Here is a 26,067-nt window from a genome sequence, read left to right on the forward strand (position 1 = left end):
GGTTCCGGGGGCGAGGGGAGCGCCGACCTTCTCGGCGACGTGACGTGCGGTCACCTTGTCGCCGAGGGCTTCGATCGCCTCGGGCGACGGGCCGATCCAGGTCATCCCCGCATCGATGATGGCGCGGGCGAACTCGGCGTTCTCCGCGAGGAACCCGTAGCCGGGGTGCACGGCGTCGGCACCGGCGCGGCGGGCGATCGAGAGGATCTTCTCGATCTGCAGGTACGTCTCAGCGCTGGTCGAGCCGCCGAGCGCGTACGCCTCGTCCGCGAGACGGGAGTGCAGGGCATCACGATCCTGGTCGGCGTAGACGGCGACCGACGCGATCCCGGAGTCTCGAGCGGCGCGGATGATGCGTACGGCGATCTCGCCGCGGTTGGCGATGAGCACCTTGGCGATAGCAGGCATGGTTGCCAGCCTAGCGAGAAGGCACTCGATCCCTTTGACGACTCCCCACAAGAAAGAGGGGGAAACGTGGAGGGGAGTCTACGACCACAGGTCCGTCCACCGGACGCCGAGCTCTGCGGCCAGGCGCCGCACGGTCGACAGGGACATGCCCACCACGGTCGAGGGATCGCCGTCGACCCGGGTGATGAAGGCGCCGCCCAGGCTGTCGACGGTGAATGCTCCGGCCACGTGCAGCGGTTCGCCCGAGGCCACGTAGGCCACGATCTCGGCGTCGCTGACATCTGCGGCGAAGGTCACCGCCGCTTGGGCGACGGCGGTCGCCTCGACGGGCTCCTCGCCGGGAACGATCCGGAACACCGAGTGCCCGGAGTGCAGGATGCCGGTCGCGCCGCGCATCTCCTGCCAGCGTCGGGTGGCCTCTTCCGCGGTGTACGGCTTGCCGTAGACCCGCCCGCCGAGCGCGAACATCGAGTCACCGCCGATCACGAGACCGTCGAACTCGCCCGCCTCGGCGAGACTGCGGGCGACCGCTGCGGCCTTGGCGCGGGCGAGGAGCAGCACCAGTTCGGCGGGTGCGAGCGGGCTGCCGTGTTCGGCCTCGGCGGCCGCGGCGACGGCATCCTCGTCGACGTCCGGAGACAGGGTGAGTGGCTCGATCCCCGCCTGCCGCAGCAGCATCAGTCGAGCGGGAGACGTGGAGGCGAGGCAGACGCGCATGTCCACCACCGTATCCTCGAAGAATGACTTCCTCCGCAGCCGACGTGCTCGAACTCGACATCACCGGCATCGCACACGGGGGCACCTTCGTCGCCCGCCATGAGGGCCGCGTGGTCTTCGTCTCCGATGCGATCCCCGGGGAGCGCGTGCGCGCCAGGGTGATCGCCCCGCAGGAAGGGGCGGATGCCTCCACCCGCAGCTTCTGGCGGGCCGAGACGATCGAGGTGCTCGACGCCTCGGAGCACCGCCGCCCGCACATCTGGGCCGAGGCCGATCTCTCCCGTGATCCGGCGGACCGCCCGGGCGGAGCCGATCTCGGCCACATCGACCTCGGGCACCAGCGGGTGCTCAAGCGCCAGGTGCTGACCGAGGCGCTCGACCGGTTCGCGGGATCAGGCCTCGTCGCTCCCGAGATCGAGGCCGTCGATTCCGGTGACGGCACCGGCTGGCGCACCCGCGTCACCCTGCACGTCGATGAGTCGGGTGAGGTCGGTCCGTTCGCTGCGCGCAGCCACCGCGTGATCCCCGTCACCAGCTACCCGCTCTCCCGTCCTGCCATCGCCGAGGCCGCGCTCGCGCTGCACGGCGAGGCACCCGGACGCATCGAACTCGTCGAGCCCGCTGACGGCAAGGTCCGTGTCATCCGGCGGGAAGAGACCGAGCGGCCGGCGAAGGTCGCTCGCGGCTTCCGTCGCCGTCCGACACCGGAAGTGATCGAGGAAGTCGTCGGCGACCGCCGCTTCCAGGTCGATGCGACGGGCTTCTGGCAGGTGCACCCGCGCGCGGCGTCCGTGCTCGACGCCGCGGTCTACGGCGTGCTCGAGGGGCACGTCGACGAGCAGAAGACGCACTACGACCTCTACGGCGGTGTCGGGCTCTTCGCGGCGACGCTCGCCGACCTCGGCGGCACCGACATCGTCACGGTGGAGTCGAGCGCGCGGGCCACGCAGCACGCAGCCGCGAACCTCGCCCCGCTCGATGTGAAGGCCGTGACCGCGCGCGTCGATCGCTTCCTCTCCACGCAGAAGAGCGGGGGGCGCACCGGAGCGGTCATCCTCGACCCGCCGCGTGCCGGGGCCGGGCGCCAGGTCGTCGACGCGGTGCACGCCCTCGCGCCGGAGGCCATCGCATACGTCGCGTGCGACCCGGTGGCCCTCGCCAGAGACCTCGGGACGTTCCGTACCCTCGGGTGGAAGGTCGACCGCCTGCGCGGCTTCGACCTCTTCCCGCACTCGCACCACTTCGAGGTCGTCGCGCTCCTCACCCGGTGACCGATCCGGGCCGCCGCCGGGTACTCACTAGGCTGGGTGGATGAGCAGGGTCGCACTCATCGACGATCACGAGTCCGTTCGCCTCGGCCTCGAGGCCGCGTGCGCGCGCGATTCGCAGACGGTGGTCTTCTCCGGCAGCACGGTCGTCTCCTACCTCGAGTGGCGAGTGGCCTCCGCGTCCGCTCCGGCCGACGTGGTCGTGCTCGACCTCACTCTCGGTGACGGTTCGACCGTGACCGAGAACGTGACCTCGCTCGTGAACGACGGCGCGAGCGTCGTCATCCACAGCGTCGCGGACCGTCCCGCAGCGGTGCGCGAGGCGCTCGCCGCCGGGGCCGCCGGTGTCGTCAGCAAGTCGTCCGCTCTCGACGACGTGCTGGATGCGATCCGCACCGTCGCTCAGGGCGAGGCGCTCAACAACGTCGAATGGGCCAGTGCCGTCGACGGGGATCGGGCCTTCGCCGACGCCCAGCTCTCCACTCGCGAGCGCGAGGTGCTCCGGCTCTACGCCACGGGGCTGCCGCTGAAGGCGGTCGCCGAACGCCTCGGCGTCGCGTACTCGACGGCCAAGGAGAACATCACCCGCGTTCGCGTGAAGTACGTCGAGGTCGGTCGCCCCGCACCCACCAAGGTCGACCTCCTCCGTCGGGCCATGGAGGACGGGATCGTCGCGGCCGACGGGGCGCCGAGTGCCCGCTGATCCGCTCAGCATCCGCGATGCCTGGAGCAAGATCCCTTCTCCCGGCAGCGCGGACACCGAGTTCGAGCGCTTCACCGGCAAGCGCATGGAGCGGATCCTCGCGATCGTGGTGGCGATCGGCTCGGCCGCGCTCGGCGTGCAGGCCCTGATCGCCGCGTTGAGTTCTCCGATGCGGGCCGATGCGGGGGATGTCGTGATCCTGGCCGCGGTGTTCGTGCCCCTGGCTGCGATGCTCGTGGCCTGTCTGATCGGACGCGGTGTACGCCTCTTCTCCGGCGTCTTCGCCGTGATCTACGTCCTGGCCCTGGCCGCCTGGCCGAGCGTCGTCGATCCGACCGACAAGAGCGCGGGCGATCAGCCGTGGATCTTCTTCCTCGTCAACGTCGGCGTGGTCGCGGCGATGCTCGCGTTCCCGCTGCGGCTCCAGTTCGCCTGGGCGGCGGGGATGCCGTTCGTCTACGGGTACGTCCGACTCGTTCAGGGCGAGTTCTCGCGGGAGTTCTGGGTGACGACCGCTTTCGACGTGTCGTTCACGCTGATCCTGGGCGTGGTCATGATCGCGCTCGGCTGGATGTTCCGCTCGGTCGCCGCCGGTGTGGACGAGGCCAGAGGTCAGGCCGTCTCGTCGTACTCGACCGCCGCCGCTGCCGCTGCCGCAGAGGAGGAGCGGGTGGCCATGTCGGCGCTCATGCACGACAGCGTCCTGGCGGCGCTGATCGCCGCCGAGCGTGCGGAGGGCGAGCGGGCGAAGGAGCTCGCGGTCGCGATGGCGCGCGAAGCGCTCACCCGACTCGCCAATACCGAGGTCGCGGTGGCGCAGGAGGGGAGCGATGAGCCGATCGGGACGGCGCAGATCGTGGTGGAGCTGCGTCGCGCGCTCTCCGAACTCGGCGCCGATGCGATCGTCGAGGAGCGGGGCGGCATCGGGCTGATTCCGGGTCGCGCCGCCCGGGCCCTGGTGCTCGCCGCGCGTCAGGCCATCGGCAACGCCGTCGCTCATGCCGGCGGGCGGGGCCTGCACATCATCGCCGAGGGTCATGGCGACGAGGGGATCGCCGTGACGGTGTCCGATGCCGGGCCGGGTTTCGATGTCGACAGCATCGGCGCGGATCGTCTCGGCATCCGGGCGTCCATCCTCGCTCGCATGGCCGGTGTCGCCGGCACCGCGCAGATCCGGTCCGACGACCACGGCACGATCGTGGTCCTGGGGTGGGAGCGCTCGTGAACCGCACCGTCCGCAGCGTCGCCACCTCCCTCGCCGTCGGCTTCGCGCTGTACTTCGTCGCGCGCGGCATCTGGTGGATCGAGCAACCGACCGCACCGCTGGTGATGGTCCTCGCGATCGGTCTCTATCTCGTCGTGGTCAACGTCGCGATCCTCGGCAGCGCCAATTCGGTGCGGATGCCTCTGTGGTCGGCCGTGCTCGCGCTGCTGGCGAGCGCCGTCATCCCGGCGCTGGTCACGTTCGCGCTCGATCCCGCCGACCGCACTGCGCCGTTCGCCACCTGGTACATCGGCGCACTCGGCCTGCTCGGGGTCGTGTGCGTCGTCCGTCGTCGGTTCCTCGTCGGCTGGGCGACACTCGCGGTCCTGGTGGCGGCGACGTCCGCCTATCTGGGCCTGGGCGTGGCGCTGAGCCTCGGTCTGGTCGGCTCGATCATGTGGGTCGTCGTCGCGCGACTGCTCGTCATGTTCTGGGACCGAGCGGTCCGCGACACCGAGCGCCTCGCCGAGATCCAGCAGGCGGTCTCGGCCTGGCATGCCACGCAGCGGGTGCGTCAGCGTGAACGCCGCCTGCGCACGCAGTTCGCTCTGGCCGTCGCGGGGCCCGTCCTGAGCCGTGTGGTGGCGTCTCGTGGAGCGCTGGACGATCAGGAGCGCCTGGATGCGCGTCTGGCCGAGGGGCGACTGCGGGATGAGCTGCGCGGGGCGGACCTGCTCAACGACGCGGTGCGGAACGCGATCGAAGCCGCGCGTCGCCGCGGCGCTGTCGTGACGGTGTTCGACGAAGGCGGTTTCGACGGTATCGAGGCGGCGCGTCGGGTCGAGATCAGAGATGAGCTGGCCGCCGTGCTCACCCGCGCGGAGAGCGCTCGCCTCATCATCCGCTCGTCCCGCGACCCGCGCGTCGCCGTGACCGTGGTCGGCCGCGCCGGCACCCGCGCCTCCGGGGACGACGATTCCGTCGACCTGTGGCACGAGATCCTGAGGGAAGCCGCTGCGGTCTGATCGCCGCCCGACGCGGCGCGCCGCCCCTCGGCTCCGGTGGGGGAGGAGACCGGAGTCGAGGCAGTAGAGAGAGTGGGCGAGGGGCGGCGTATCCGCCTGCCCCTCGCCGTGCGGACAGTTACCCGAAAACCGTCCGCTGGTGGCCGATCAGCGTCTGTCTACCCTGGGACAGAGAGACCAGCCGAACGCGAAGCGTCTCACTCAGTCTGAAGGTTCTTCCAATCGTTGTCTGTAGGTATTTTGGGGGACACGATTTCCCCGGCAATGGGGGATCATTGGACGATGGGAACGCGCCGGGGCACGAATCTTCCGCGGATGGGCGACTTCAACCAGTCCGTCGTGCTGGAGGCCATTCGGCAGTCCGGTGACGGATCGAGCCGGATCGAGCTCGCCGAGGCGACGGGCCTGTCGGCCCAGACCGTCACCAACATCACGCGGCGGCTGCTCGACGAAGGCCTCATCCGCGAGGCCGGGCGCACCATCAACGGACCGGGCAAGCCCCGGGTCACGCTGCGGCTCGTCGCGGACAGCCGGTTCTCGGTCGGGGTGCATCTGGACCCCGCCATCATGACTTTCGTGCTCCTCGACCTCTCCGGTGCGGTCGTGCGGCGTGTCGGTGTGCGCACCCCGGCCATGGAGCCGCGCCGGATCGTCCAGGCCATGGCGGCGACGATCGACGCCCTCATCACGGTGTCGGGCGTCGACCGGGCATCGATCGCCGGTGTGGGGGTCGCGGCCCCCGGCCCGCTCGACGCGGAGAAGGGCACCGTGATCGATCCGCCCAAGCTGCTCGGCTGGAACCGGGTGCCGCTTCGCTCGGTGCTGGCCGAGGCGATCGGTCTCCCCGTGGTGCTCGAGAAGGACACGACCGCCGCCGCGGTGGGCGAGCTCTGGACGCGGAGGGCGTCGGCCGATGACTCGTTCGTGTTCGTGTATCTGGGTACCGGCATCGGTGCGGCGCTGGTCAGAGACGGGGAAGCGGTCCCCGGAAGCACCCGCAACATCGGAGAGGTCGGACACCTCATCGTCGACCCGGACGGACCGCCGTGCACCTGCGGCTCCCGCGGCTGCGTCGAAGTCGTCTGCACGCCGCAGGCGATCGTCGCGCAGGCGGAGCGAGCGGGAGTGTTCCGCGACGATGTCGAGGTGAGCGATGTCGAGGTGGTCGACACGCGCTTCACCGAGCTGTGTCGACGGGCGGCCGAGGGTGATGCGCTCGCCGACGGTGTGCTGCGGCAGTCGGCGGCGCACATGTCGGTGCTGACAGCTGCCCTGACCAACATGCTCGACGTGGATCGTGTGGTGTTCGGCGGCCCGTTCTGGTCGCGGCTGGCCGAGGTCTATCTGCGAGAGATCCCCGACCTGCTCGAACAGGCGAGTGCCACACGCTCGGTGCGCTCGCTGCCTGTGGACGGAACGGTCGTCGGTGACGATGTCGCCGCTGTGGGGGCCGGTTGCGTGGTGCTCGACGCGGTGCTGAGCCCGCGAGCATCGACTCTGCTGCTCGATCACTGAGCGGGATTCCGCAGGCGAGGGATCCGTGGCGAACGCTTGACAGAAATAACTCCAATCGATGTATTATCTGTCATCCCCCCTCAGCGATCGGACCACCGATGCATGACAACTCCGTGCTCGTCGACGCGCGCCTCGAGCGCTTCGTGGAGGAGCGGTTGCGTCCCGCCGTGTACGCCGGAGCGGTGGCGCTCGAACTTGCGGCGTGGACGGCTCCCGGAGAGCCGGTGCCCTTCGCCGAGGCGGCGCAGCAGCGGTTCGCGGACTTCGAGGTGGGGACGCCGTGGGGTCGGGCATGGAGCACGATGTGGCTGCGCATCACCGGGGTGATCCCCGCCGTCGGCGAGGGACAGCGGGCAGAGCTGCTGCTGGATCTGGGCTTCAATACGGCGGATCCCGGATTCCAGGCCGAGGGCACCGTCTATCGCCCTGACGGATCGATCGTCAAGGCCGTCGAGCCCCGCAACTCCTACGTCCCGCTCGACGGTGCCGCCGGAGACTCGTTCGAGTTCTACCTGGAGGCCGCGGCGAACCCCGACGTGGGCGAAGGGTTCCGGCTCTTCCGGCCCACCACGCTGGGTGAGTGGCACACGGCGGGGGAATCCCCCCTCTACGTCTTCCGGCAGGCCGACGTCGCCGTCCTCGACGTGACGGCGTGGGAGCTCCTGCAGGATGTCGTGGTGCTGCGTTCGTTGATGCACGAGCTTCCCGCGCAGTCGTCGCGGCGCGCCGAGATCCTGCGGGCGCTCGAACGCGCGATCGACGCCGCCGACCCCGAGGACATCGCCGGCTCTGCGGCAGCCGCCAGGGCAGAGCTCGTCGGAGTGCTGTCGCATCCGGCCGCAGCGTCGGCGCATCGCGTGCACGCGGTCGGCCACGCGCACATCGACTCGGCGTGGCTGTGGCCGGTGCGCGAGACGCAGCGGAAGGTGGCACGGACGTTCTCGAACGTCCTCTCGCTGCAGCAGGAGGACCCGGACTTCGCTTTCGCCGCGTCGTCGGCGCAGCAGTACGCGTGGATGAAGCGGTTCCAACCGGAGCTGTTCGAGAGGTTGCGTCGCGCGGTCGCCGAGGGACGCTTCGTCCCGGCGGGCGGGATGTGGGTCGAGTCGGACACCAACATGCCCGGCGGTGAGGCGCTGTCGAGGCAGTTCATCCGCGGCAAGCGGTTCTTCCTCGAGGAGTTCGGAGTCGAACCGCTGGATGTCTGGCTGCCGGATTCTTTCGGATACTCCGCGGCGCTGCCGCAGATCGCGCGGGCGGCCGGATCGCGATGGATGCTGACGCAGAAGATGTCGTGGAACGAGTCGAACCGGATGCCGCATCACACCTTCCAGTGGGAGGGCATGGACGGCACCCGGATCTTCACGCATTTCCCGCCGGTGGACACGTACAACGCACAGCTCTCCGGAGAGGAACTGGCGCGCGCCGAGGCCCAGTATGCCGAGAAGGGCCGCGCGAACACCTCGCTCGTGCCGTTCGGCTACGGTGACGGCGGCGGAGGACCCAATCGCGAGATGCTCGCCGCGGCCGCACGCCTGCGTTCGCTGGAGGGGTCTCCGACCGTGACACTGTCGACGCCGCGCCGTTTCTTCGAGGCCGCCGAGGCCGAATATCCCGATCCTCCGGTGTGGACGGGGGAGATGTATCTCGAATTCCATCGAGGCACCTACACCTCTCAGGCCAGGACGAAGCGGGGCAACAGGCGCAGTGAGCACGCCCTGCGTGAGGTCGAGTTCTGGGCGACGGCTGCGGCGCTGCGTGGTGCCGACTACCCGTATGACGAACTCGACGCGCTCTGGGAGGTCGTGCTGCTGCAGCAGTTCCATGACATCCTCCCCGGCAGCTCCATCGGCTGGGTGCATCGGGAGGCGGAACGACGCTACGACGAGGTCCTCGCCTCGGCGGAGCGCATGATCGCGGAGGCACTGGCTGTCGTCGCCGGTTCGGGTGGATCCGAGCTGGTCGCGAACGCGGGTCCCTACGCACGGGAGGGAGTGGCGGCGATGGGGATCGCCGCCACGCGGGGCACTGGGGGTCCTGCGGCGGTCTCGCGGACGACGAGCGGCTTCGTGCTGGAGAACGCGCACCTGAGGGTGACGATCGACAGCGCGGGCCTGGTGACGTCACTCGTCGTCCGCGCGACCGGGAGAGACGCGATCGCGGTGGGGGAGCGGGGGAACCTCCTCCAGCTGCATCGCGATACGCCGACTCGCTGGGATGCCTGGGACATCGACGAGCACTACCGCCGACACGTCATCGATGTGACGGATGCGGTCTCGGTCGACATCGTCCCGCATCCCGCGTCGGCGGTCGTCTGCGTGGTCCGCGAGTCGGGGGGTTCGCGGATCACGCAGACGCTGACGCTCGCGTCCGACGCCGAGGCGCTCGACATCGAGACCGTCGTCGAATGGCACGAACGGCAGAAGCTCCTCAAGCTCGCGTTCCCGCTCGACGTGCACACCGATCGGGCGACCTCCGAGATCCAGTTCGGTCATGTGCATCGCCCGACGCACATGAACACCTCGTGGGACGCCGCGAGGTTCGAGACCGTCGCGCACCGATGGGTGCACGTCGAGGAACCCGGCTTCGGCGTCTCGGTCGCGAACGACGCCACCTATGGGCACGACATCACTCGCGCACCGCGTGCGGGCGGCGGAACCACGACGACCGTGCGCCTCTCGCTCCTGCGGGCGCCGCTCTATCCCGACCCGGAGGCGGATCAGGGCACGCACACGTTCCGCGTGAGCGTGCGCCCGGCGTCGACCATCGCCGATGCGGTCCGCGAGGGGTACCGGTTGAACCTGCCGCTGCGTCGTATCCAGGGCGCAGGCCCGGTGGAACCGTTGTTCTCCGTCTCGTCGGACGCGGTCGTCGTCGAGGCGGTGAAGCTCGCGGAGGACCGCAGCGGTGACGTGGTGGTGCGCCTCTACGAGGCGCACGGTGGGCGTGCGGCTGCCGCGCTGACCACCGGATTCACATTCGACTCCGTCGTCGAGACCGACCTCCTCGAGCGCGAGATCGCCACCGGCACGGTCGGCGGGGTCGATCAGCAGTCGGTGCAGCTGGAGCTGCGTGCTTTCCAGCTGGTGACGCTCCGCTTCCGCGGGGCATCGTCGCCCGGGGCCTGATCCGCGATCAGCCGGAGAATCGTCCCCAGGGGATGTCTCGACGCAGCGGACGGCGCAGCGGGCGCTGCGTGCGGGTCCACGCCGAGACCGATGGCTCTTCGACGACGGCGTCCGCCGCCTCGGTGGCGTACGCCTCGCTGATCACCGCGATGAGGGCGGCGAGTTCCTCTTCGGTGGCGGCCCCGCGGGTGATCTCGAGCATCGGGGCGACGTCCCCCGATGCTCCGCCCTGTGCGTCGTGCGCGGTCACAGCGGGATGTTCCCGTGCTTCTTCGGCGGCAGCTCTGCACGCTTGCCGCGCAGAGCCCGCAGTGCCTTCGCGATCGAGACGCGGGTGTTCGCCGGCTCGATGATGCCGTCGAGCTCGCCGCGCTCCGCCGCGAGGAACGGCGACGCCACGTTGTACGTGTACTCGTTCGCGAGGCGGGTGCGCACGGCGGCGACGTCTTCGCCAGCCTCCTCCGCCTTCTTGATCTCGCCGCGGTAGAGGATGTTGACGGCGCCCTGGCCACCCATGACGGCGATCTCGGCCGTGGGCCAGGCGAGGTTCACGTCGGCGCCGAGCTGCTTCGATCCCATCACGATGTACGCGCCGCCGTAGGCCTTGCGCAGGATGACGGTGACCAGCGGCACGGTGGCCTCGGCGTACGCGTAGAGCAGCTTCGCACCGCGGCGGATGACGCCGGTCCACTCCTGGTCGGTGCCCGGCAGGTATCCGGGCACATCGACGAGGGTGACGATCGGGATCGAGAACGCGTCGCAGAAGCGCACGAACCGGCTGGCCTTCTCTCCGGCCTCGATGTTGAGCGTTCCGGCCATCTGGGAGGGCTGGTTGGCGATGATGCCGACCGAGCGCCCCTCGATGCGGCCGAAGCCGATCACGATGTTCGGGGCGAACAGCGGCTGCACCTCGAGGAAGTCGCCTTCGTCGACGATGTGCTCGATCACCGTGTGGATGTCGTAGGGCTGGTTCGTCGAGTCCGGCACGATCGTGTTCAGCGTGCGGTCGGCGTCGGTGGTCTCGAATTCGAAGGTGCTCTCGTACGAGGGCAGCTCCGCCATGTTGTTGTCGGGGAGGAAGCTGAGGAGCGTGCGCGCGTAGTCGATCGCGTCGTCCTCGTCCTCGGCGAGATAGTGCGAGACGCCGGAGCGCGTGTTGTGCGTGTACGCGCCGCCGAGCTCCTCCATGCCCACGTCCTCGCCGGTGACGGTCTTGATCACGTCGGGTCCGGTGACGAACATCTGGCTGGTCTTGTCGACCATGATGACGAAGTCGGTGAGGGCAGGCGAGTACACAGCTCCTCCGGCGGCCGGGCCCATGATGATCGAGATCTGGGGGATGACGCCGGAAGCGCGGGTGTTCAGGCGGAAGATCTCGCCGTACTTGCCGAGGGCCACGACACCCTCCTGGATGCGTGCGCCGCCCGAGTCGAGGATGCCGATGCACGGCATGCCTCCGGAGAGGGCGAACTCCATGATCTTGATGATCTTCTCGCCGGCGACCTCGCCGAGCGATCCGCCGAAGGTCGAGAAGTCCTGGGAGTACACCGCGACGGTGCGTCCGTTGATCGTGCCGACGCCGGTGACGACCGAGTCGCCGTAGGGACGGGAGCGGTCCATGCCGAACGCGGTCGTGCGGTGGCGCACATACTCGTCGAACTCGACGAAGCTCCCGGGGTCGACAAGCAGTTCGATGCGCTCGCGGGCGGTCATCTTGCCCTTGGCGTGCTGCTTCTCCTTCGCCTTCGCTTCCGCGTCGACGACGGCTTCCGTATAGCGAGCGCGCAGATCCGCGATCTTGCCGGCGGTGGTAAAGAGGTCGGGCTTGTCCGTCACGGATTCCACCCTAGCGTCGGGGCGACGCGCGCCGTTGGATGCTCGGCACAACGGGGCGGTCGATCCTTTGGCGATGAACGCGCGAGCTCAGTGCCCGCTGGGGTTCGGGTCCTGCTCCTGGCCATTGCCTTCGAGTGCCGGATCTGTTTTGGGTGAGCGGCCGAGGGAGAGCGCTTTGCGACCGACCCACTCGACACCGCGGACCGTCGTCCCGGCAGCGCCGGCCACCGCCGTGCCCGCGTACCGGGCGCCGCGCAGCATACGAAGTTCGACCTTCTCGGCACCGGGAACGGGCTCCAGCTCGAGAGGGAGATCGATCGGGGCCGCTCCGAACGCCCGATGGGATGTGGTGAGTACGCGACGACCGAGGATGTGGTTCCCGGCCCCGCCGATCGCCGCCCCGATACCGAACGGCAGCGCTTTGCCGATGATCGACGCTCCGCCCTTCGCGGCGAACTGCTTTACGAACATGCTCTTGAGCTGGTCGACCAGGGGCCCGACGGCGGCACGGGGCAGCGACTTCGTGACCAGCTCGCCCCAGTAGGACGATCTGCTCCCACCGCGTCCGGCCACCTGTCCGGCGAGCTGCCCGACCAGATCGACGCCCTCTTTGCCGAGCATGAGTGTCATCACGAGTGCGCGTGCGCGATCAGGGTTGGCGACCGCGATGCCGTGCACCTCGGCGACGGACTGGGCGAAGAGGGCCGTCGATTCCACGAACCCCACCGTCTCGACTCCCGACAGTGCCAGGGTCACTCCCGTGCCGATGCCGGGAACGACCGCGGTCGCTCCCACCGCGGCCCCGCCTGTGGTGACGGCAGCCAGGTAGCGCCGCTCGAGGATGCGGATGATCTCGGCGGGCGTCGCGTGCGGGTTGCGCAGGCGGATGCTGCGGATGTGCGCGAGGACGAGTGGGCGCTGGATCGACAGGACGCGGTCGAGCCCGCGCACCATCATCGGATGCTCAGGCGACCCGGCGGGCGGCACGCTCTTGTCCCACGGGGCGTCGTCCGGAAGGGAATGGATCTTGTGCACCTTGGGGGCCATGGAGTGATCCTACGAAGCCCGGCCGCGAAAACGCCGAAAGCCCGGCCCCTCGAAGGGGCCGGGCTTTCGGGAAAGCGGGTCAGACGAAGAGGTTCGCCCGCTCGAGGTCCTCGGCGAAGTCGACTTCCACCGCGTACAGGTCCGAGACGTCCATCGGCTCGAGGAGCAGACCGTCTTCGGCGATGGCCAGCTCGAGCCCGCGCTCGAAGTAGTCCTGGTCCTCGACGCGCTGCAGCTGGCGCATGAACGCCTTCTTGTGCGTGGAGGAGATGTAGTTGATGCCCACAGCCTCGCCCAGACCGCCCTTGACGGTCTTGGACAGTTCGTTGATGAAGCCCTCGGCGGTGACCGTGTACTTCACCTCTTCGTCGCTGACCTTGGAGGTGTTGACGGTGACGAACGACTGGTCGCGCTCGATGTAGGCAGCCGCCCGACCGAGGATCATCGGATCGAACACCACGTCGCCGTTCATCCACAGCACGCCGCCCTTGCCGGTCGCGCCGAGGGCGCGCAGCAGACTCTTCGACGTGTTCGTCTCGTCGTAGCGCTCGTTGTGGACGTAGTTGACGGCGGGGAAGGCGTCGATGATGGTCTCGGCGCGGTAGCCGACCACGGTGGTGATGCGCGCGTCCGAACCGAAGGCGGCGCGGATGTTGTCGTGCTGCTGGCCCATGATCGTGCGGCCGTCGCTCAGTTCGGTGAGCGGCTTCGGCAGCGCTCGGCCGAGGCGCGAGCCCATGCCGGCGGCGAGGATGACGGTCTGAAGAGTCACGAGTGCTCCTAAAGGAAGTTGTGTTCACGGTCGATTCATCGACCAGACACTTCGTCGTGCCGAGTTCATGGTAGCGAGGCAGCCTGGGAAGCCCCGGGTCGAGGGGCCTCCCGTTGTCATTTCGTGATCGAGTACACACCGGACGCACAGGCTCGCCACGAGCCGGTTTGTATCGGATCCGAGGGCTGTGCGGTCGAATGTTGCGCGGCGGCCTTGGTATGCCGCCACCCATTGATACCGTAGGACGGTGACTTCCTCCCCTGACGACCGCGCCGCCGAGGTGGACGATACCGAGACCGCGCCGCCCCAGGCATCGACGAAGCGTGCTCCGACTGGTGAGCCCACGCCGGACGCCGCCTCAGCGCCGAAGAAGACGAGTCGCACGTCGACCGCGAAGTCGAATGCCGCGAAGACGAGCGCCACCACGGCGAGTGCCACGAAGAAGCCCGCCGCGAAGAAGCCCGCCGCGACTCGCGCTCCGGCGAGACCCGCTGCCTCGAAGGGCACGGCAGCGAAGGTGCCCTCCACCAAGACGACGGCGAAGGCGGCTGCCGAGAAGGCGGCGCCGACCGCTGAGGTCGTCGTGGAGCCGCTGAAGAACGCGATGCTCGATCGACCGGGGGCGAAGGCTGCGCCGAAGCGGACGCCCGCGGCGGCCCGGACGGCCGCGGCGAAGAACACGGTCGCACGTGCCGCAGCGACGAAGTCCCCCTCATCGACAGCGGCGGCGGCCAAGACCGCGGCGGCGAAGACGGCGGCTGCGAAGACCGCGGCGGCCAAGACCGCGGCTGCGAAGACGGCAGCCGCCAAGACGGCAGCCTCCAAGACCACCGCCGCCAAGACAACAGCCCGGTCGGCGACCGCGAAGACGACGGCGGCAAAGACGACTGCGGCGAAGACGGCGGCTGCGAAGACTGCGGCGGCGAAGGCGGCCGCGGCGAAGGCGGCCGCAGAAGAGGCCGCCGCAGAGAAGGCGGCAACGGAGAATGCGGCGACGGAGAGTGCAGTAGCGGCCGAGGCACGTGCCGACGCCCCGGCGACGCCCGTCGTAGAGCCATCACCCACTGCCGATCAGACGCCCCCGGTGAAGTCCGCTCCGGTACTCGAGTCCGCTCCCGCTTTCGAGGAACCGGCGCTCGGCGAGGCAGACGCACCCGTGGTGCCGGTCGCCGACGACGTCGCTGCACCCACCGTGATCGCCGAGCCGGAACCGACAGAAGAAGCGACGTCGGTCGAGGTCGTCGAAGCCGTGGTCGACTCGGATGATGCGACGTCTGACGCCGTCGGCGCGATCAACAGTGCGTCCGGCGGCGAGGCCATCAGCATCCGCGGTCTCGTCAAGCAGTTCGGCGACAATCGTGCCGTCTCCGGGATCGACCTGACCGTGCCTGCCGGGTCGTTCTACGGGGTCGTCGGCCCCAACGGTGCCGGCAAGACCACCACGCTCTCGATCGTCGCCGGCCTGCTGCGCGCCGATGAGGGAAGCGTCGTGATCTGCGGAATCGATCAGGCGACGCAGCCGCAGGCCGCGAAGCGCATGATGGGTGTGCTGCCCGACCGGCTGCGCACGTTCGACAGGCTCACAGGGCGTCAACTCCTTTATTACTACGGGCTTCTGCGGGGGCTCACGGCCGATGTCATCGAGAAGCGTGCGTCCGACCTCGCCCGTGCGTTCGATCTCGGCGACGCGCTCAGCCGGGTGGTTTCGGACTACTCGGCCGGCATGACGAAGAAGATCATGCTCGCCGGGGCAATGATCCATTCGCCGCGCGTCCTCGTGCTCGATGAGCCGTTCGAATCGGTCGACCCGGTCTCGTCCGCGGTCATCCTCGACATCCTGCGTGCCTACGTCTCACACGGTGGCACCGTCATCCTCTCCAGCCATGGCATGGACCTGGTCGAGCGCGTCTGCTCGCGGGTGGCCATCATCGTCAACGGCGAGGTGCTCGCAGAGGGAACGATCGACGAGGTGCGCGCAGGCCAGACCCTCGAAGCGCGCTTCGTGGAACTCGCCGGTTCCAGCGGAGAGGTGGAGGGGCTCGAGTGGCTGCACACGTTCTCCGACTGAGGTTCGCGCTGCTCGTCGGGGCGCTGCGCAGCGATCGTCGGGTTCGGATGCTCGTTCTGCTCGCTGCGGTCGTCGCGGTCACCGTCGTCGTCTGCCTGGCGGTCTTCAGCCTCGCCGATGCTCCTGTTCCCGTCGCCCGCGCGGTCACTGTGCTCGGCGGGGCTGCCCTGCTCGTCGGCTTCCTCGTCGGCCCGATCCTCGTCGGCGCGGTCGACCAGCTGGATCCCCGCCGATTCGCCGTCTTCGGCGTGGACGAGCGTCAGATGCCCTGGGTGCTCACGCTGGCGGCTTTCGTCAGTGTGCCGAGCCTGGCACTGCTCGCCGTCTACATCAGCGTCTGCATCGTCGCGGTCCGGGCGGGGACACCGTGGCCGCTGGCCATCCTGATGACGCTCCTCGGCGTCGTCACGACCGTGCTCATCTCCCGGATCGGTATGGGGGTCAATGCCCTGCTGCTCCCGGAGCGCCGATCGCGCGAGCTCACCGCACTGTTCGCGCTCGCGCTGCTGGTGATCGCGTTCCCGGTCGCTGTGTTCCTCGGTTCGCTGCGCTGGGACGGCCTCGTCCCCGACTCTCTGGCGACGCTGTCGACCGTGCTCGGGTTCAGCCCGTTCGCGGCTTCGCCGGCCTTCCTCTTCTCGTCCGCGGCGGGAGAGACGGCATCGGCGTGGGTGAGTGGCATCGTGGCGGTCCTCACCGTCGGCCTCCTGTGGGTCGCTTGGTCGTGGCTCGTGCGTCGCCTGCTCACGACGACCGAGCGCCCCGTCACCTCGCGAGAGCGCACCGGGCTCGGCTGGTTCGGTCTGCTGCCGTCCAACGCTTTCGGCGCGATCGCCGCCCGCAGCCTCGTCTACTGGCTCCGGGACCGCCGGTACATCATGAACATCATCGTCGTCCCGGTCGCCGGGGTGCTGACGGTGCTTCCGCTCATCGTCGCTGGCGTGCCCGTCGAGGTCGCCGCACTGGTGCCCGTCCCGGTGATGGCACTGTTCTTCGGTTGGCTGCCGCACAACGACGTCGCCTACGACTCGACGGCCCTGTGGACCCACGTGGCCAGCGGGGTGCGAGGGCTTCCCGACCGCCTCGGCCGCCTGGTTCCGGTCCTGCTGGTGGCGGTGCCGGTCCTCGCGATCGCCACACCGCTGTCGCTCCTCCTCATCGGCGACTGGAGTCTCCTGCTGCCGCTCGGGGGGCTCGCGGCGAGTCTGCTGTTCTCGGCGCTCGGTATCTCGAGCATCGTCTCCGTCGTGGCCCCGTACGCGGTGTCCCGGCCGGGTGACAGCCCCTTCCAGCAGCCGCAGCGGCCCAGCTCGCGAGGCACGTACGGCCCGGCGGCCGCTTTCCTCGGAGCGATACTGGTCAGCATCCCGACCATCTGGCTGTTCGCTGCCACGCTTCTCGAGGGCTCGGCCTATGCGCCGGCGACGTTCTGGGTCGGGCTCCTCATGGGGCTTGCGGTGCTGGTGGCAGGAGCGGTCATCGGCGGCCGTATCTTCGAGCGCAGCGGCGAGCGGCTGATGGAGTTCGTCGAGACCGCGTGACGACCGCCCGCGGTGTCTTCGACGCCGCTAGACTCTCGGGATGAGTACTCCGCTGGACAGCCCCGATCAGGGCGGCGTGGCAACGCTTGATCGCGAACTGGAAGAGCTCCTCCGCGAGGAGAATCTCGAGCCGGGCGACCACGAGCGCTTCTCGCATTACGTGAAGAAGGACAAGATCCTCGAGTCCGCGATCACCGGGAAACCGGTGCGGGCGCTGTGCGGCAAGAAGTGGACGCCGGGTCGCGACCCGGAGAAGTTCCCGATCTGCCCCACGTGCAAGGAGATCTACGAGTCGATGATCAGCTGACGTCAGTCGGCTTCGACGTACACGGTGGGAATCGCCGGGTCGGACTTGCTGAGCGCGAGAGCGCGCACCGGCAGTTCCTCGCGCACGCGCAGGTGGTGCGCTCGCGCGGCCGCCGTCCCCGCCGCCCCCTCGTGGGCGGTGTCGATATCTCCCGCCTCGACGAAGGTCACCTGAAGCGAACGGCCATCGGGGTGCTCGTCGGGCGTGTCGAGCTCCTCGAAGCCGTCGGAGACGACGACTGTCTCTGCGGTCGCGACGCCGTCGACCAGCGTGCGGAACGCGGCCTTGCGGCCGCCGTAAGACGCCTTGTCGGCAGATGCCTTCGCGACGCCGATCCATGACCCGTCGGCATCCTGCCGTGCGACGAGCTTGTAGACCATGCTCGCTGTCGGGTAACCGGAGCCGGTCACCACGGAGGTGCCGACGCCGTAGGCATCGACCGGTGAGGCGGCGAGGGCTGCGATGGCGTACTCGTCGAGGTCGCTGGTCACGGTGATGCGCGTGTGGGCGGCCCCGAGCTCGTCCAGCTGCGCGCGCACATCGGCGGCGACGGTCGGAAGGTCGCCGGAATCGATGCGCACGCCGCCGAGCCGGGTGCCGGCGACGCGGATCGCCGTCTCGACGCCCGTGCGGATGTCGTAGGTGTCGACGAGCAGTGTGGTGTCGGTGCCCATGCTCTCCACCTGGGCGCGGAACGCCTCCTCCTCGGAGTCGTGCAGCAGCGTCCACGAGTGGGCGGCCGTGCCCATCGTGGGGATGCCCCAGCTCCGACCGGCTTCCAGGTTGCTCGTGGCGCCGAACCCCGCGATGTAGGCGGCGCGCGCTGCGGCCACGGCCGAGCGCTCGGCCGCGCGGCGTGAGCCCATCTCGGCCAGCGGACGCTCGCCCGCCGCGATGCTCATCCGGGCGGCGGCGGTCGCGACGGCTGAATCGTGGTTGAGCACGCTGAGCGCCAGGGTCTCCAGGACCACGGCATCGGCGAATGTTCCCTCGACGGTGAGGATGGGCGAGCCGGGGAAGTACAGCTCACCCTCGCGGTAACCGTGGATCGATCCGGTGAATCGGTAGGCCTCCAGGTGCTTCAGCGACGCCGCATCCACGACCTGCGCGTCGCGGAGGAAGCGCAGTTCGTCCTCTCCGAAGCGGAAGTCGCGCAGCAGTCCGAGAAGACGGCCGGTGCCGGCGACCACGCCGAACCGGCGGCCGCCGGACAATCGTCGGGAGAACAATTCGAAGACGCTGGGGCGGAAGGCCGTCCCATCCCGAAGGGAAGCGGCGAGCATCGTGAGCTCGTAGCGGTCGGTGAGCAGCGCCGTCGACGTGGTCATGCGCTCAGCTTACTGAGCGTGCTGATGCGCGGGTCGGGTCGCGCGCGGGTAGGCTGGGGAGTCATGAACGACGCGCCGATCGGGATCTTCGACTCCGGTGTCGGCGGGCTCACGGTGGCGCGGGCCATCCGCGCCCAGCTGCCCCGAGAGTCGTTCGTCTACATCGGCGACACCGCGCACTCCCCGTACGGCCCCAAGCCGATCGCCGACGTCCGCCGGTACTCCCTCGAGGTGCTCGACACACTGGTCGACCAGGGTGTGAAGATGCTCGTGATCGCCTGCAACACCGCGTCGTCGGCGATGCTCCGTGACGCGCGCGAGAGATACGAGATCCCCGTCGTCGAGGTCATCGGGCCCGCCGTGCGCCGAGCGGTGTCCACGACGCGCAACGGACGAGTCGGCGTCATCGGCACGGTGGGCACGATCGGATCCCGCGCCTATCAGGACATGCTCGAGGTGAACGAGAGGCTTCAGGTCTTCACCGCGGCCTGCCCGCGGTTCGTCGAATTCGTCGAAGCGGGGATCACGGGGACTCCCGAGGTCCTCGCGGTCGCCGAGGAGTACCTCGCCCCGCTGCGGAACGCGGACGTCGACACACTGGTGCTCGGATGCACGCACTATCCCTTTCTGCGCGGTGCCATCAGCTACGTCATGGGCGAGGGCGTCACCCTCGTCTCCAGCGATGATGAGACCGCCGGTGATGTGTACCGCCAGCTGGTCAGAGGCGACCTCCTGGCATCGCCCGATGCGACAGCGACCTACGTCTACGAGGCCACCGGCGCCTCGGCCGATGAATTCACGGCACTGGCCAACCGACTCATGGGTCGCGAGGTCCGGGACGTGCAGCTCGTGCAGACCGGCGTCATCACCCTTCCTGACATCGCCTTCGAGTAAGGCCTCTTCGAATCGTCCGCTCGATTCGTCTCCACCCCGACCGAGAGAAGCACATGTCCGAAATCGTCCGCGTCGACGGCCGTTCCACCGATCAGCTGCGAGAGATCACCATCGAGCGCAACTGGAGCGCGCACGCCGAGGGGTCCGCCCTGATCAGCTTCGGCGGCACGAAGGTGCTGTGCACGGCATCCTTCACCAACGGCGTCCCACGCTGGCTCACCGGCAAGGGCAAGGGATGGGTGACGGCGGAATACTCGATGCTTCCCCGCGCCACGAACAGCCGCAACGACCGCGAGAGCGTCAAGGGCCGCATCGGCGGTCGCACCCACGAGATCTCCCGCCTCATCGGCCGTGCGCTGCGCGCCGTCGTCGACACGAAGGCACTCGGCGAGAACACGATCGTGATCGATTGCGATGTGCTGCAGGCCGACGGTGGCACTCGCACCGCTGCCATCACGGGTGCCTATGTGGCGCTGGCCGACGCGATCGAGTGGGGTCGGGAGAAGAAGTTCATCGGTAAGAACTCCACGCCACTCCTCGACTCCGTCGCCGCCGTATCGGTGGGGATCATTGACGGCGAACCCATGCTCGATCTGGCATACACCGAGGATGTCCGCGCCGAGACCGACATGAACGTCGTGGTCACCGGGCGCGGGCTCTTCGTCGAGGTGCAGGGCACCGCCGAGGGAGCGCCGTTCGACAAGCGCGAACTCGATGCGCTGCTCGAGCTCGGCGTGGCCGGCTGCGAGGATCTGAAGGGCAAGCAGCTCGCCGCGCTGGCGGGGGAGTGACGATGCAGGTCGTCCTCGCGACCCACAACGCCCACAAGGTCGCGGAGTTCCAGCAGATCGTGGCGCAGGCGCGCCCTGATCTCGAGGTCGTCGCCTACGACGGCCCCGAGCCGGTCGAAGACGGCGTCACCTTCGCCGAGAACGCACTCATCAAGGCGCGCGCCGCTGCTGCCCATACCGGACTCGCGGCCCTGGCCGACGACTCCGGGATCTGCGTCGACGTGCTCGGCGGTGCGCCCGGGGTCTTCTCCGCCTACTGGGCCGGACAGCAGAAGGATGCCGCGGCGAATCTCGAGCTCCTGCTCGACCAGCTGCGGGATATCGCCGACCCGCACCGGGCCGCACACTTCACCTCGACGATCGCCCTCGTCCTGCCGGATGGGCAGGAGCACGTCGTGGAGGGCCGATGGCCGGGGCGCCTCGCGCACGCAGCGTCCGGGGAAGGCGGCTTCGGGTACGACCCCATCTTTATCCCGGACGGGCAGCCGGAGGGGCAGGAGCGGACCGTGGGCGGCTTCTCCGCTGACGAGAAGCAGTCGCAGTCGCATCGGGCCCGCGCCTTCGCGGAACTGCTGCCGCTGCTCGGCGCGCTCTGACGTCGGACCGTCCTTCAGCGAACCGCAGATGACGGTGAGAATCGTTACCCTTCCCGACTAGTCGGAACCGGGCTTCCGGCCCGGTTTCCCGGTCTAGCCTGGGGGCATGCACGATCACGCACCCGCCGCCGGCGGCATCCGTTCAGCCAGCAGTCGACGCCTGTTGGCGATCTCGCTGTCGCTCACCGCGACCGTGATGGTCGTGCAGGTCATCGGCGCGATCCTGACCGGGTCGCTCGCCCTGCTCGCGGATGCCGCGCACATGTTCACGGATGCATCCGCCCTCGTGATCGCTCTGATCGCGGCGACGGTGGCCGCACGCCCGGCCGACGACCGACGCACCTTCGGCTATCAGCGCGCCGAGGTGTTCGGGGCGCTGATCAACGCCGTGATCCTGATCGCCCTGGCGACCTGGGTCGCCGTCGAGGGAATCGGGCGGCTCGTGAACCCGGGCGAGGTCGAGGTCGCCGGCGGGCTCATGCTGGTCGTCGCCGTGGTGGGCCTGTTCGCGAACGCCATCTCGATGTGGCTGCTGAGCCGCGCGCAGCGGACGAGCATCAACGTACGCGGCGCGTATCTCGAGGTGATGGGCGACCTGATCGGATCGGCGGCTGTCATCGTCGCGGCGATCGTCATCCTCCTCACCGGATGGATGCCGGCGGACGCCATCGCCTCGCTCTTCATCGCCGCGATGATCATCCCGCGGGCGATCACGCTCCTGCGCGAGGTCTTCTCGGTCCTCGCCGAGTCCGCGCCGAAGGGGACGGCTGTCAGCGACATACGGACGCACCTGCTCGGCTATGCGGGTGTCATCGGCGTGCATGACGTCCACGTCTGGCAGCTGACCCGAGGCGCCCCGGTCTTCACGGCCCACGTGAGCGTCGATCCGCAGTTGCTCGCCGACGGACGGTCGACGCAACTGCTCTCCGACATGCAGGCGTGTCTTGCCGATCACTTCGATGTCGCGCACTCGACGTTCCAGATCGAGCCGGCCGAGCAGTCCGACTGCGAACCGCATCACGCCTGAGCCGTTGTGACGAGCGGTGGTCAGACCTCCACGACGATGTCGTCCGGCTCCTTGTCCGGGCGCAGCCCCCGCCACCGTGCGTGACGGAGGATTCCGTCCGGGGTCCAGTTCGCGAACTCCACCTCGCCGACGAGCTCAGGGCGCACCCAGAGCGCATCGGACGCATCGGGGGCCGGCACCCCATCGAGGGGAGCGGTCTTCACGCGCAGAGGTTCGAGGCGAGCGAGAAGGTCGCGCAGGATGCGGTCGGTGAACCCGGAGCCCACGCGGCCGACGTAGCGGAGCCGAACCGATCCATCGACGCCGCGCGCCGGTTCGGGCACCGCCAGCAGCAGAGAGCCGAGGGTGCTCTCCCTGTCGCCTTTTCCCGGGCGGATGCCGACGATCACGGCCTCCTGCATTCGGGTGTGCTTGAGCTTCAGCCATGACGGGCTTCGTTGCCCCGGGCGGTAGCGGGACTGCGGATCCTTGACCACGACCCCCTCCAGACCGAACTCCCGGCTCGCGGCCAGGGCGGCATCGACGTCGTCGAAGATCGGCGGGAGCTGGACGGGGGCATCGAGATCGGCGATCACGTCCTCGAGCAGTGTGCGCCGTTCCCGCAGCGGCATGCCGGTGAGGTCATGACCGTCGAGCCGCAGCAGATCGAACAGCATGTAGACGATCGGCGTGCGGATGACCTCGCGCTCGATCTCGCGCGGTCGCGTGAGATGCATGCGGTTCTGCAACAGCGAGAAGCTCGGCCGACCGTGGGCGTCGAACGCCACGATCTCGCCATCCACGACGGCGTCCACGACCGGGAGGAACGGCGCTCCATCGGCTGTCAGCTCGGGGTAGCGGGCCGTGATGTCGGTGCCGCGACGCGCGTGCAGCCGCATCCGCCCGTCCGCCCACGTGCCCATCGCGCGGATGCCGTCCCATTTCACCTCGACCCAGGAGGGGGCGCTCAGCGCGCGCGCGACCCCGGGGGTGCCGTTCTCCGCGAGCATCGGCGCGAGCGTGGCGGCGGTGCCGTCGGTCGCCGGGATCGGCTCGCTCCGCGGATGGCGCGACGGTCGACGCGGCGATACCGTCGCTGCGGGCGGCGGCGTCGATTCGACGGCGAGAGGCCGAAGGCTCGCGAGGGGGTCGGTGCCGGAAGCGGCCCTGGCCAGTACCTGATCGAAGTCAAGCTGCGCCAGGGCGGGGTCGTCGAGTTCGTCCCAGGTGCGAGGGGCAGCGACCCAGGGCCGTGCGCGGCCACGGAGGGAGTACGGCGAGATGGTCGTCTTCTTGCCGTTGTTCTGACTCCAGTCGAGGAAGACCTTGCCCCCGCGCACTGCCTTCGACATGACGCTGGTGGCGAGGTCGGGGTGATCGTTCTCGATCAGGCGCGCGAGCTCTTTCACGACGGCGGAGATCTCGTCGCTGGTCTGCTCGCCCGGAAGGGCCGCATAGAGGTGGATGCCCTTGCTCCCGCTCGTGACGGGGAACGGATCGAGGCCCATGTCGGTCAGGATGACGCGGGCGAACCGGGCGAGCTCCGCGCACTGCGCGAGGCCCACGCCGGGTCCCGGATCGAGGTCGAGGACCAGTCGGTCCGGACGACCGGGCAGACCCTCCGACGTGAAGCGCCATTGCGGCACGTGCAGCTCGATCGCCGCGACCTGGGCGAGCCACACCAGGGTGGGCACGTCTTCGACGAGCGGATAGTCCTTCGGTCCATCGGAGTGCTGGATCGCCTGCCGCGGAATCCACTCGGGTGCCCCGGGTTCGAGCTGCTTCGTGAAGAATGCATCGGCCGGAGCATCCTCGGTCCCGACGCCCTCCACCCAGCGCTTGCGCGTGACCGGTCGCCCGTCCAGGAGGGGGAGCAGAAGGGGAGCGATGGCGCTGTAGTAGGCGATGACCTCGCCCTTGGTGGTGCCGGTCTCGGGATAGACGACCTTGTCGAGGTTGGTCACGCGCAGACGACGGCCGTCGACCTGCACGACCTGCCCCTGTCCGACCATGCAGCCAGCGTAGTCAAGGGTCTGGCCGCGACGGCGTCGGCTGGTGTTCACTGGTCACATGAGAACGATCTGGAAGGGCGCGCTGACGTTCGGCCTCGTGAATGTGCCGGTCAAGGTGTACTCCGCGACCGAGGACCACGACGTGCCGCTGCATCAGGTGCACGAGAAGGACGGCGGGCGCATCCGCTACCAGCGCACCTGCGAGGTGTGTGGCGAGACCGTGGCCTACGCCGACATCGACCGCGCCTACGTCGAGGAGGGGCAGACCGTCGTGCTCACCAAGGACGACCTCGCCGCCCTCCCTGCGGAGAAGAGCCGGGAGATCGACGTGGTCGAGTTCGTCCCGTCCGACCAGGTCGATCTGCTCACGCTCGACAAGCCGTACTACCTCGAACCGGACTCGAAGTCTCCCAAGGCGTACGTGCTGCTGCGGAAGACCCTGGAACAGACCGACCGCACCGCGATCGTGCGGTTCACGCTGCGGCAGAAGACGAGGCTGGCGGCGCTCCGTGTGCGGGGCAAGGTGCTCGTGCTGCAGACGCTCCTGTGGGCCGACGAGGTGCGCGAAGCCGAGTTCCCCGCGCTGGACGAGGACGTGCGGATCTCGAAGAAGGAACTGGAGCTCTCGGCATCCCTCGTCGACAGCTACTCGGCCGATTTCGACCCCGAGGAGTTCGTCGACGAGTACCAGAAGGAATTGCGCACCCTCATCGACGCGAAGATCGAGGCGGGCGACACGTTCGACGTGGCCGAGACCTTCGGCGAAGCCGAGAAGGCGGCCGAGGGCGGCGAGGTCATCGACCTGATGGAGGCCCTCCGTGCCAGCGTTGCGCGCACCAAAGAGGAGCGCGCCAAGAACGCGGGCTGAGAGATCGGCTCCGCGGTGGCGGCGCCGGGTTCTCAGTGCTTGCCGTCGCCGTCCAGGTCGGGCGCGCGGTCGAACACGTCGGCGTCGAGAACGAGTTCCTGCGCCTCTTCGGCATCGGTCACGACGTCTTCACCGGCGGCCGCGGCCTTCTTCGCCTTGTGGCGCTCGGAGAAGTAGTGCCAGAGGGTCACCAGCGCGGTGCCGCCGACCGCGATCAGCAGGATCACGTCAATGTACTCGACGACGAGATTGCGCACCCACGGGATGTACGCGATCAGGTAGCCGACCATCGTGAGGCCGAAGCCCCAGATCATGGCGCCGATGAAGTTGTACAGCGAGTATCGACGCCACGGCATGTGTCCGACGCCCGCTGCGACCGGGGCGAAGGTGCGCACGATCGGGACGAAGCGCGCCAGGATGACCGTGAGACCGCCGAAGCGCTCGAAGAACGCGTTCGTGCGCTCGACGTTCTTCTTACTGAAGAGGCCCGACTCCTTGCGCTCGAAGATCGCTGGGCCGCCCTTGTGGCCGATCAGATAGCCGACTTCGCCGCCGATGAACGCCGAGAGGGCGATCAGGAGCGAGACGACCCAGATGTTCACGCCGAACACGTTGCTGGTGTGCGTGAGCAGGCCCGCGATGATGAGCAGCGTGTCGCCGGGAAGCAGGAACCCGACCAGCAGACCCGTCTCGGCGAAGATGATGAAGCACACGACGAGAAGTGCCCACGGCCCGGCCGCGCCGATGATCGTCTGGGGGTCGAGCCAGGGGATGAGGGCGGTCGGCGCGTGCAGCATGGTTTCGAGCACTGGGGGAGTCCCGTCGGTCGTGATTGGTCGGCGGTAGAACAGAGCGATGTCGTGGCGGCCTGAGATGGCTGCCGTCGTCTCTCGTGCGGAAGGTGGGACTTGAACCCACACGCCCTGGGGCACAGGAACCTAAATCCTGCGTGTCTGCCAATTCCACCACTCCCGCGCGGTGGAATCAGTCTAGTGACCGCTGAAACGGCGTGTCTGGGGATCAGCCCGCAGTT

The 26,067-nt window shown here is 68.9% G+C and carries 23 protein-coding genes and 1 tRNA gene; 14 read left to right on the top strand and 10 right to left on the bottom strand.

Translation table 11 applies throughout. From position 1 onward, the window contains the following. Together BQ2383_RS04625 and BQ2383_RS04630 are read right to left on the bottom strand one after the other, a co-directional pair. A partial coding sequence (locus BQ2383_RS04625; protein WP_279627346.1) for a biotin carboxylase N-terminal domain-containing protein occupies positions 1-408 on the bottom strand: 408 nt, incomplete at its 3' end. A gap of 78 nt (positions 409-486) precedes the next feature. Then, entirely contained in the window at positions 487-1,125 is a 639-nt protein-coding gene (locus BQ2383_RS04630) for a Maf family protein (RefSeq protein ID WP_091030484.1), read from the bottom strand. Positions 1,126-1,148: 23 nt separating this feature from the next. On the opposite strand from BQ2383_RS04630, the gene BQ2383_RS04635 reads away from it, so the two are divergent. The 6 genes from BQ2383_RS04635 (at position 1,149) to BQ2383_RS04660 (ending at position 9,968) form a co-directional block, all read left to right on the top strand. Continuing rightward, on the top strand, positions 1,149-2,396 hold the full coding sequence (locus BQ2383_RS04635; RefSeq protein WP_091030264.1) for a class I SAM-dependent RNA methyltransferase: 1,248 nt from the start codon (positions 1,149-1,151) through the stop codon (positions 2,394-2,396). A 40-nt stretch (positions 2,397-2,436) separates the two neighbouring features. Next, complete coding sequence (locus BQ2383_RS04640) at positions 2,437-3,096, top strand: response regulator transcription factor (protein WP_091030266.1); 660 nt, start codon at positions 2,437-2,439, stop codon at positions 3,094-3,096. Beyond that, positions 3,086-4,321, top strand: a complete 1,236-nt coding sequence (locus BQ2383_RS04645; protein ID WP_091030269.1) for a hypothetical protein — start codon at positions 3,086-3,088, stop codon at positions 4,319-4,321. The genes BQ2383_RS04640 and BQ2383_RS04645 overlap by 11 nt, the downstream gene beginning before the upstream one ends. After that, positions 4,318-5,325: a hypothetical protein gene (locus tag BQ2383_RS04650; RefSeq protein ID WP_244175894.1), complete on the top strand. Its 1,008-nt coding sequence runs from the start codon at positions 4,318-4,320 to the stop codon at positions 5,323-5,325. Before BQ2383_RS04645 ends, BQ2383_RS04650 begins: the two co-directional genes overlap by 4 nt. A gap of 315 nt (positions 5,326-5,640) precedes the next feature. Beyond that, a complete protein-coding gene (locus tag BQ2383_RS04655) occupies positions 5,641-6,840 on the top strand; it encodes an ROK family transcriptional regulator (RefSeq protein ID WP_091030276.1) in 1,200 nt (399 codons plus the stop codon). A gap of 98 nt (positions 6,841-6,938) precedes the next feature. Then, positions 6,939-9,968 carry an alpha-mannosidase gene (locus BQ2383_RS04660; RefSeq protein WP_091030280.1) on the top strand — a complete coding sequence of 1,010 codons (3,030 nt, stop codon included), beginning with the start codon at positions 6,939-6,941 and terminating at the stop codon, positions 9,966-9,968. Positions 9,969-9,975: 7 nt separating this feature from the next. Here BQ2383_RS04660 and BQ2383_RS04665 read toward each other — a convergent pair whose 3' ends face one another. From BQ2383_RS04665 to BQ2383_RS04680, 4 genes are all read right to left on the bottom strand, one after another. Beyond that, entirely contained in the window at positions 9,976-10,218 is a 243-nt protein-coding gene (locus BQ2383_RS04665; protein ID WP_374225478.1) for an acyl-CoA carboxylase subunit epsilon, read from the bottom strand. Next, positions 10,215-11,804 carry an acyl-CoA carboxylase subunit beta gene (locus tag BQ2383_RS04670; protein ID WP_374225477.1) on the bottom strand — a complete coding sequence of 530 codons (1,590 nt, stop codon included), beginning with the start codon at positions 11,802-11,804 and terminating at the stop codon, positions 10,215-10,217. The genes BQ2383_RS04665 and BQ2383_RS04670 overlap by 4 nt, the downstream gene beginning before the upstream one ends. 87 nt (positions 11,805-11,891) lie before the next feature. Beyond that, positions 11,892-12,851: a hypothetical protein gene (locus BQ2383_RS04675; protein WP_091030285.1), complete on the bottom strand. Its 960-nt coding sequence runs from the start codon at positions 12,849-12,851 to the stop codon at positions 11,892-11,894. A gap of 79 nt (positions 12,852-12,930) precedes the next feature. Beyond that, a complete protein-coding gene (locus BQ2383_RS04680; RefSeq protein WP_091030288.1) occupies positions 12,931-13,623 on the bottom strand; it encodes an NTP transferase domain-containing protein in 693 nt (230 codons plus the stop codon). Between the two features lie 247 nt (positions 13,624-13,870). Here BQ2383_RS04680 and BQ2383_RS19625 point away from each other — a divergent pair, with 247 nt between their 5' ends. Genes BQ2383_RS19625 through BQ2383_RS04695 form a run of 3 tightly spaced genes read left to right on the top strand, consistent with a single transcriptional unit; the run spans position 13,871 to position 17,539 of the window. Then, complete coding sequence (locus tag BQ2383_RS19625; protein ID WP_347876381.1) at positions 13,871-15,691, top strand: ABC transporter ATP-binding protein; 1,821 nt, start codon at positions 13,871-13,873, stop codon at positions 15,689-15,691. Beyond that, positions 15,667-17,232, top strand: coding sequence for a hypothetical protein (locus BQ2383_RS04690; protein ID WP_091030292.1), 1,566 nt, complete (start codon positions 15,667-15,669; stop codon positions 17,230-17,232). The genes BQ2383_RS19625 and BQ2383_RS04690 overlap by 25 nt, the downstream gene beginning before the upstream one ends. Before the next feature lie 40 nt (positions 17,233-17,272). Beyond that, a complete protein-coding gene (locus tag BQ2383_RS04695) occupies positions 17,273-17,539 on the top strand; it encodes a DUF3039 domain-containing protein (protein WP_046013003.1) in 267 nt (88 codons plus the stop codon). A 2-nt stretch (positions 17,540-17,541) separates the two neighbouring features. On the opposite strand, the gene BQ2383_RS04700 is transcribed toward BQ2383_RS04695, so the two are convergent. Then, positions 17,542-18,867, bottom strand: a complete 1,326-nt coding sequence (locus tag BQ2383_RS04700; RefSeq protein ID WP_091030295.1) for a nicotinate phosphoribosyltransferase — start codon at positions 18,865-18,867, stop codon at positions 17,542-17,544. Positions 18,868-18,930: 63 nt separating this feature from the next. Between BQ2383_RS04700 and murI the strand changes: the two genes are divergently transcribed. From murI to BQ2383_RS04720, 4 genes are all read left to right on the top strand, one after another. Further along, complete coding sequence (murI, locus tag BQ2383_RS04705; protein ID WP_091030299.1) at positions 18,931-19,761, top strand: glutamate racemase; 831 nt, start codon at positions 18,931-18,933, stop codon at positions 19,759-19,761. A gap of 53 nt (positions 19,762-19,814) precedes the next feature. Next, positions 19,815-20,552, top strand: a complete 738-nt coding sequence (rph, locus tag BQ2383_RS04710; RefSeq protein ID WP_091030304.1) for a ribonuclease PH — start codon at positions 19,815-19,817, stop codon at positions 20,550-20,552. A 2-nt stretch (positions 20,553-20,554) separates the two neighbouring features. After that, complete coding sequence (rdgB, locus tag BQ2383_RS04715; RefSeq protein WP_091030495.1) at positions 20,555-21,148, top strand: RdgB/HAM1 family non-canonical purine NTP pyrophosphatase; 594 nt, start codon at positions 20,555-20,557, stop codon at positions 21,146-21,148. Positions 21,149-21,254: 106 nt separating this feature from the next. Next, positions 21,255-22,175, top strand: a complete 921-nt coding sequence (locus BQ2383_RS04720; protein WP_091030308.1) for a cation diffusion facilitator family transporter — start codon at positions 21,255-21,257, stop codon at positions 22,173-22,175. Between the two features lie 20 nt (positions 22,176-22,195). Here the strand turns inward: BQ2383_RS04720 and ligD are convergent, their stop codons facing one another. Further along, on the bottom strand, positions 22,196-24,166 hold the full coding sequence (gene ligD, locus BQ2383_RS04725) for a non-homologous end-joining DNA ligase (RefSeq protein WP_091030311.1): 1,971 nt from the start codon (positions 24,164-24,166) through the stop codon (positions 22,196-22,198). Between the two features lie 58 nt (positions 24,167-24,224). On the opposite strand from ligD, the gene BQ2383_RS04730 reads away from it, so the two are divergent. Beyond that, a complete protein-coding gene (locus BQ2383_RS04730; RefSeq protein ID WP_029262512.1) occupies positions 24,225-25,034 on the top strand; it encodes a Ku protein in 810 nt (269 codons plus the stop codon). A gap of 32 nt (positions 25,035-25,066) precedes the next feature. Here BQ2383_RS04730 and BQ2383_RS04735 read toward each other — a convergent pair whose 3' ends face one another. Together BQ2383_RS04735 and BQ2383_RS04740 are read right to left on the bottom strand one after the other, a co-directional pair. Next, positions 25,067-25,831, bottom strand: a complete 765-nt coding sequence (locus BQ2383_RS04735) for a DedA family protein (protein ID WP_091030316.1) — start codon at positions 25,829-25,831, stop codon at positions 25,067-25,069. A gap of 96 nt (positions 25,832-25,927) precedes the next feature. Then, positions 25,928-26,009 (bottom strand) — tRNA-Leu (locus BQ2383_RS04740). Positions 26,010-26,067 lie beyond the last annotated feature (58 nt).

It is taken from the genome of Microbacterium oxydans (genome assembly GCF_900095745.1).
Lineage (GTDB): Bacteria > Actinomycetota > Actinomycetes > Actinomycetales > Microbacteriaceae > Microbacterium > Microbacterium oxydans_B.

Coding starts and splice junctions, on each gene's coding strand:
- BQ2383_RS04695 (WP_046013003.1), top strand. CDS start 17,273: ATGAGTACTCCGCTGGACAGCCCCGATCAGGGCGGCGTGGCAACGCTT.
- BQ2383_RS04655 (WP_091030276.1), top strand. CDS start 5,641: ATGGGCGACTTCAACCAGTCCGTCGTGCTGGAGGCCATTCGGCAGTCC.
- BQ2383_RS04640 (WP_091030266.1), top strand. CDS start 2,437: ATGAGCAGGGTCGCACTCATCGACGATCACGAGTCCGTTCGCCTCGGC.
- BQ2383_RS04700 (WP_091030295.1), bottom strand. CDS start 18,867: ATGACCACGTCGACGGCGCTGCTCACCGACCGCTACGAGCTCACGATG.
- rph (WP_091030304.1), top strand. CDS start 19,815: ATGTCCGAAATCGTCCGCGTCGACGGCCGTTCCACCGATCAGCTGCGA.
- rdgB (WP_091030495.1), top strand. CDS start 20,555: ATGCAGGTCGTCCTCGCGACCCACAACGCCCACAAGGTCGCGGAGTTC.
- BQ2383_RS04675 (WP_091030285.1), bottom strand. CDS start 12,851: ATGGCCCCCAAGGTGCACAAGATCCATTCCCTTCCGGACGACGCCCCG.
- murI (WP_091030299.1), top strand. CDS start 18,931: ATGAACGACGCGCCGATCGGGATCTTCGACTCCGGTGTCGGCGGGCTC.
- BQ2383_RS04735 (WP_091030316.1), bottom strand. CDS start 25,831: ATGCTGCACGCGCCGACCGCCCTCATCCCCTGGCTCGACCCCCAGACG.
- BQ2383_RS04720 (WP_091030308.1), top strand. CDS start 21,255: ATGCACGATCACGCACCCGCCGCCGGCGGCATCCGTTCAGCCAGCAGT.
- ligD (WP_091030311.1), bottom strand. CDS start 24,166: ATGGTCGGACAGGGGCAGGTCGTGCAGGTCGACGGCCGTCGTCTGCGC.
- BQ2383_RS04660 (WP_091030280.1), top strand. CDS start 6,939: ATGCATGACAACTCCGTGCTCGTCGACGCGCGCCTCGAGCGCTTCGTG.
- BQ2383_RS04730 (WP_029262512.1), top strand. CDS start 24,225: ATGAGAACGATCTGGAAGGGCGCGCTGACGTTCGGCCTCGTGAATGTG.
- BQ2383_RS04635 (WP_091030264.1), top strand. CDS start 1,149: ATGACTTCCTCCGCAGCCGACGTGCTCGAACTCGACATCACCGGCATC.
- BQ2383_RS04630 (WP_091030484.1), bottom strand. CDS start 1,125: ATGCGCGTCTGCCTCGCCTCCACGTCTCCCGCTCGACTGATGCTGCTG.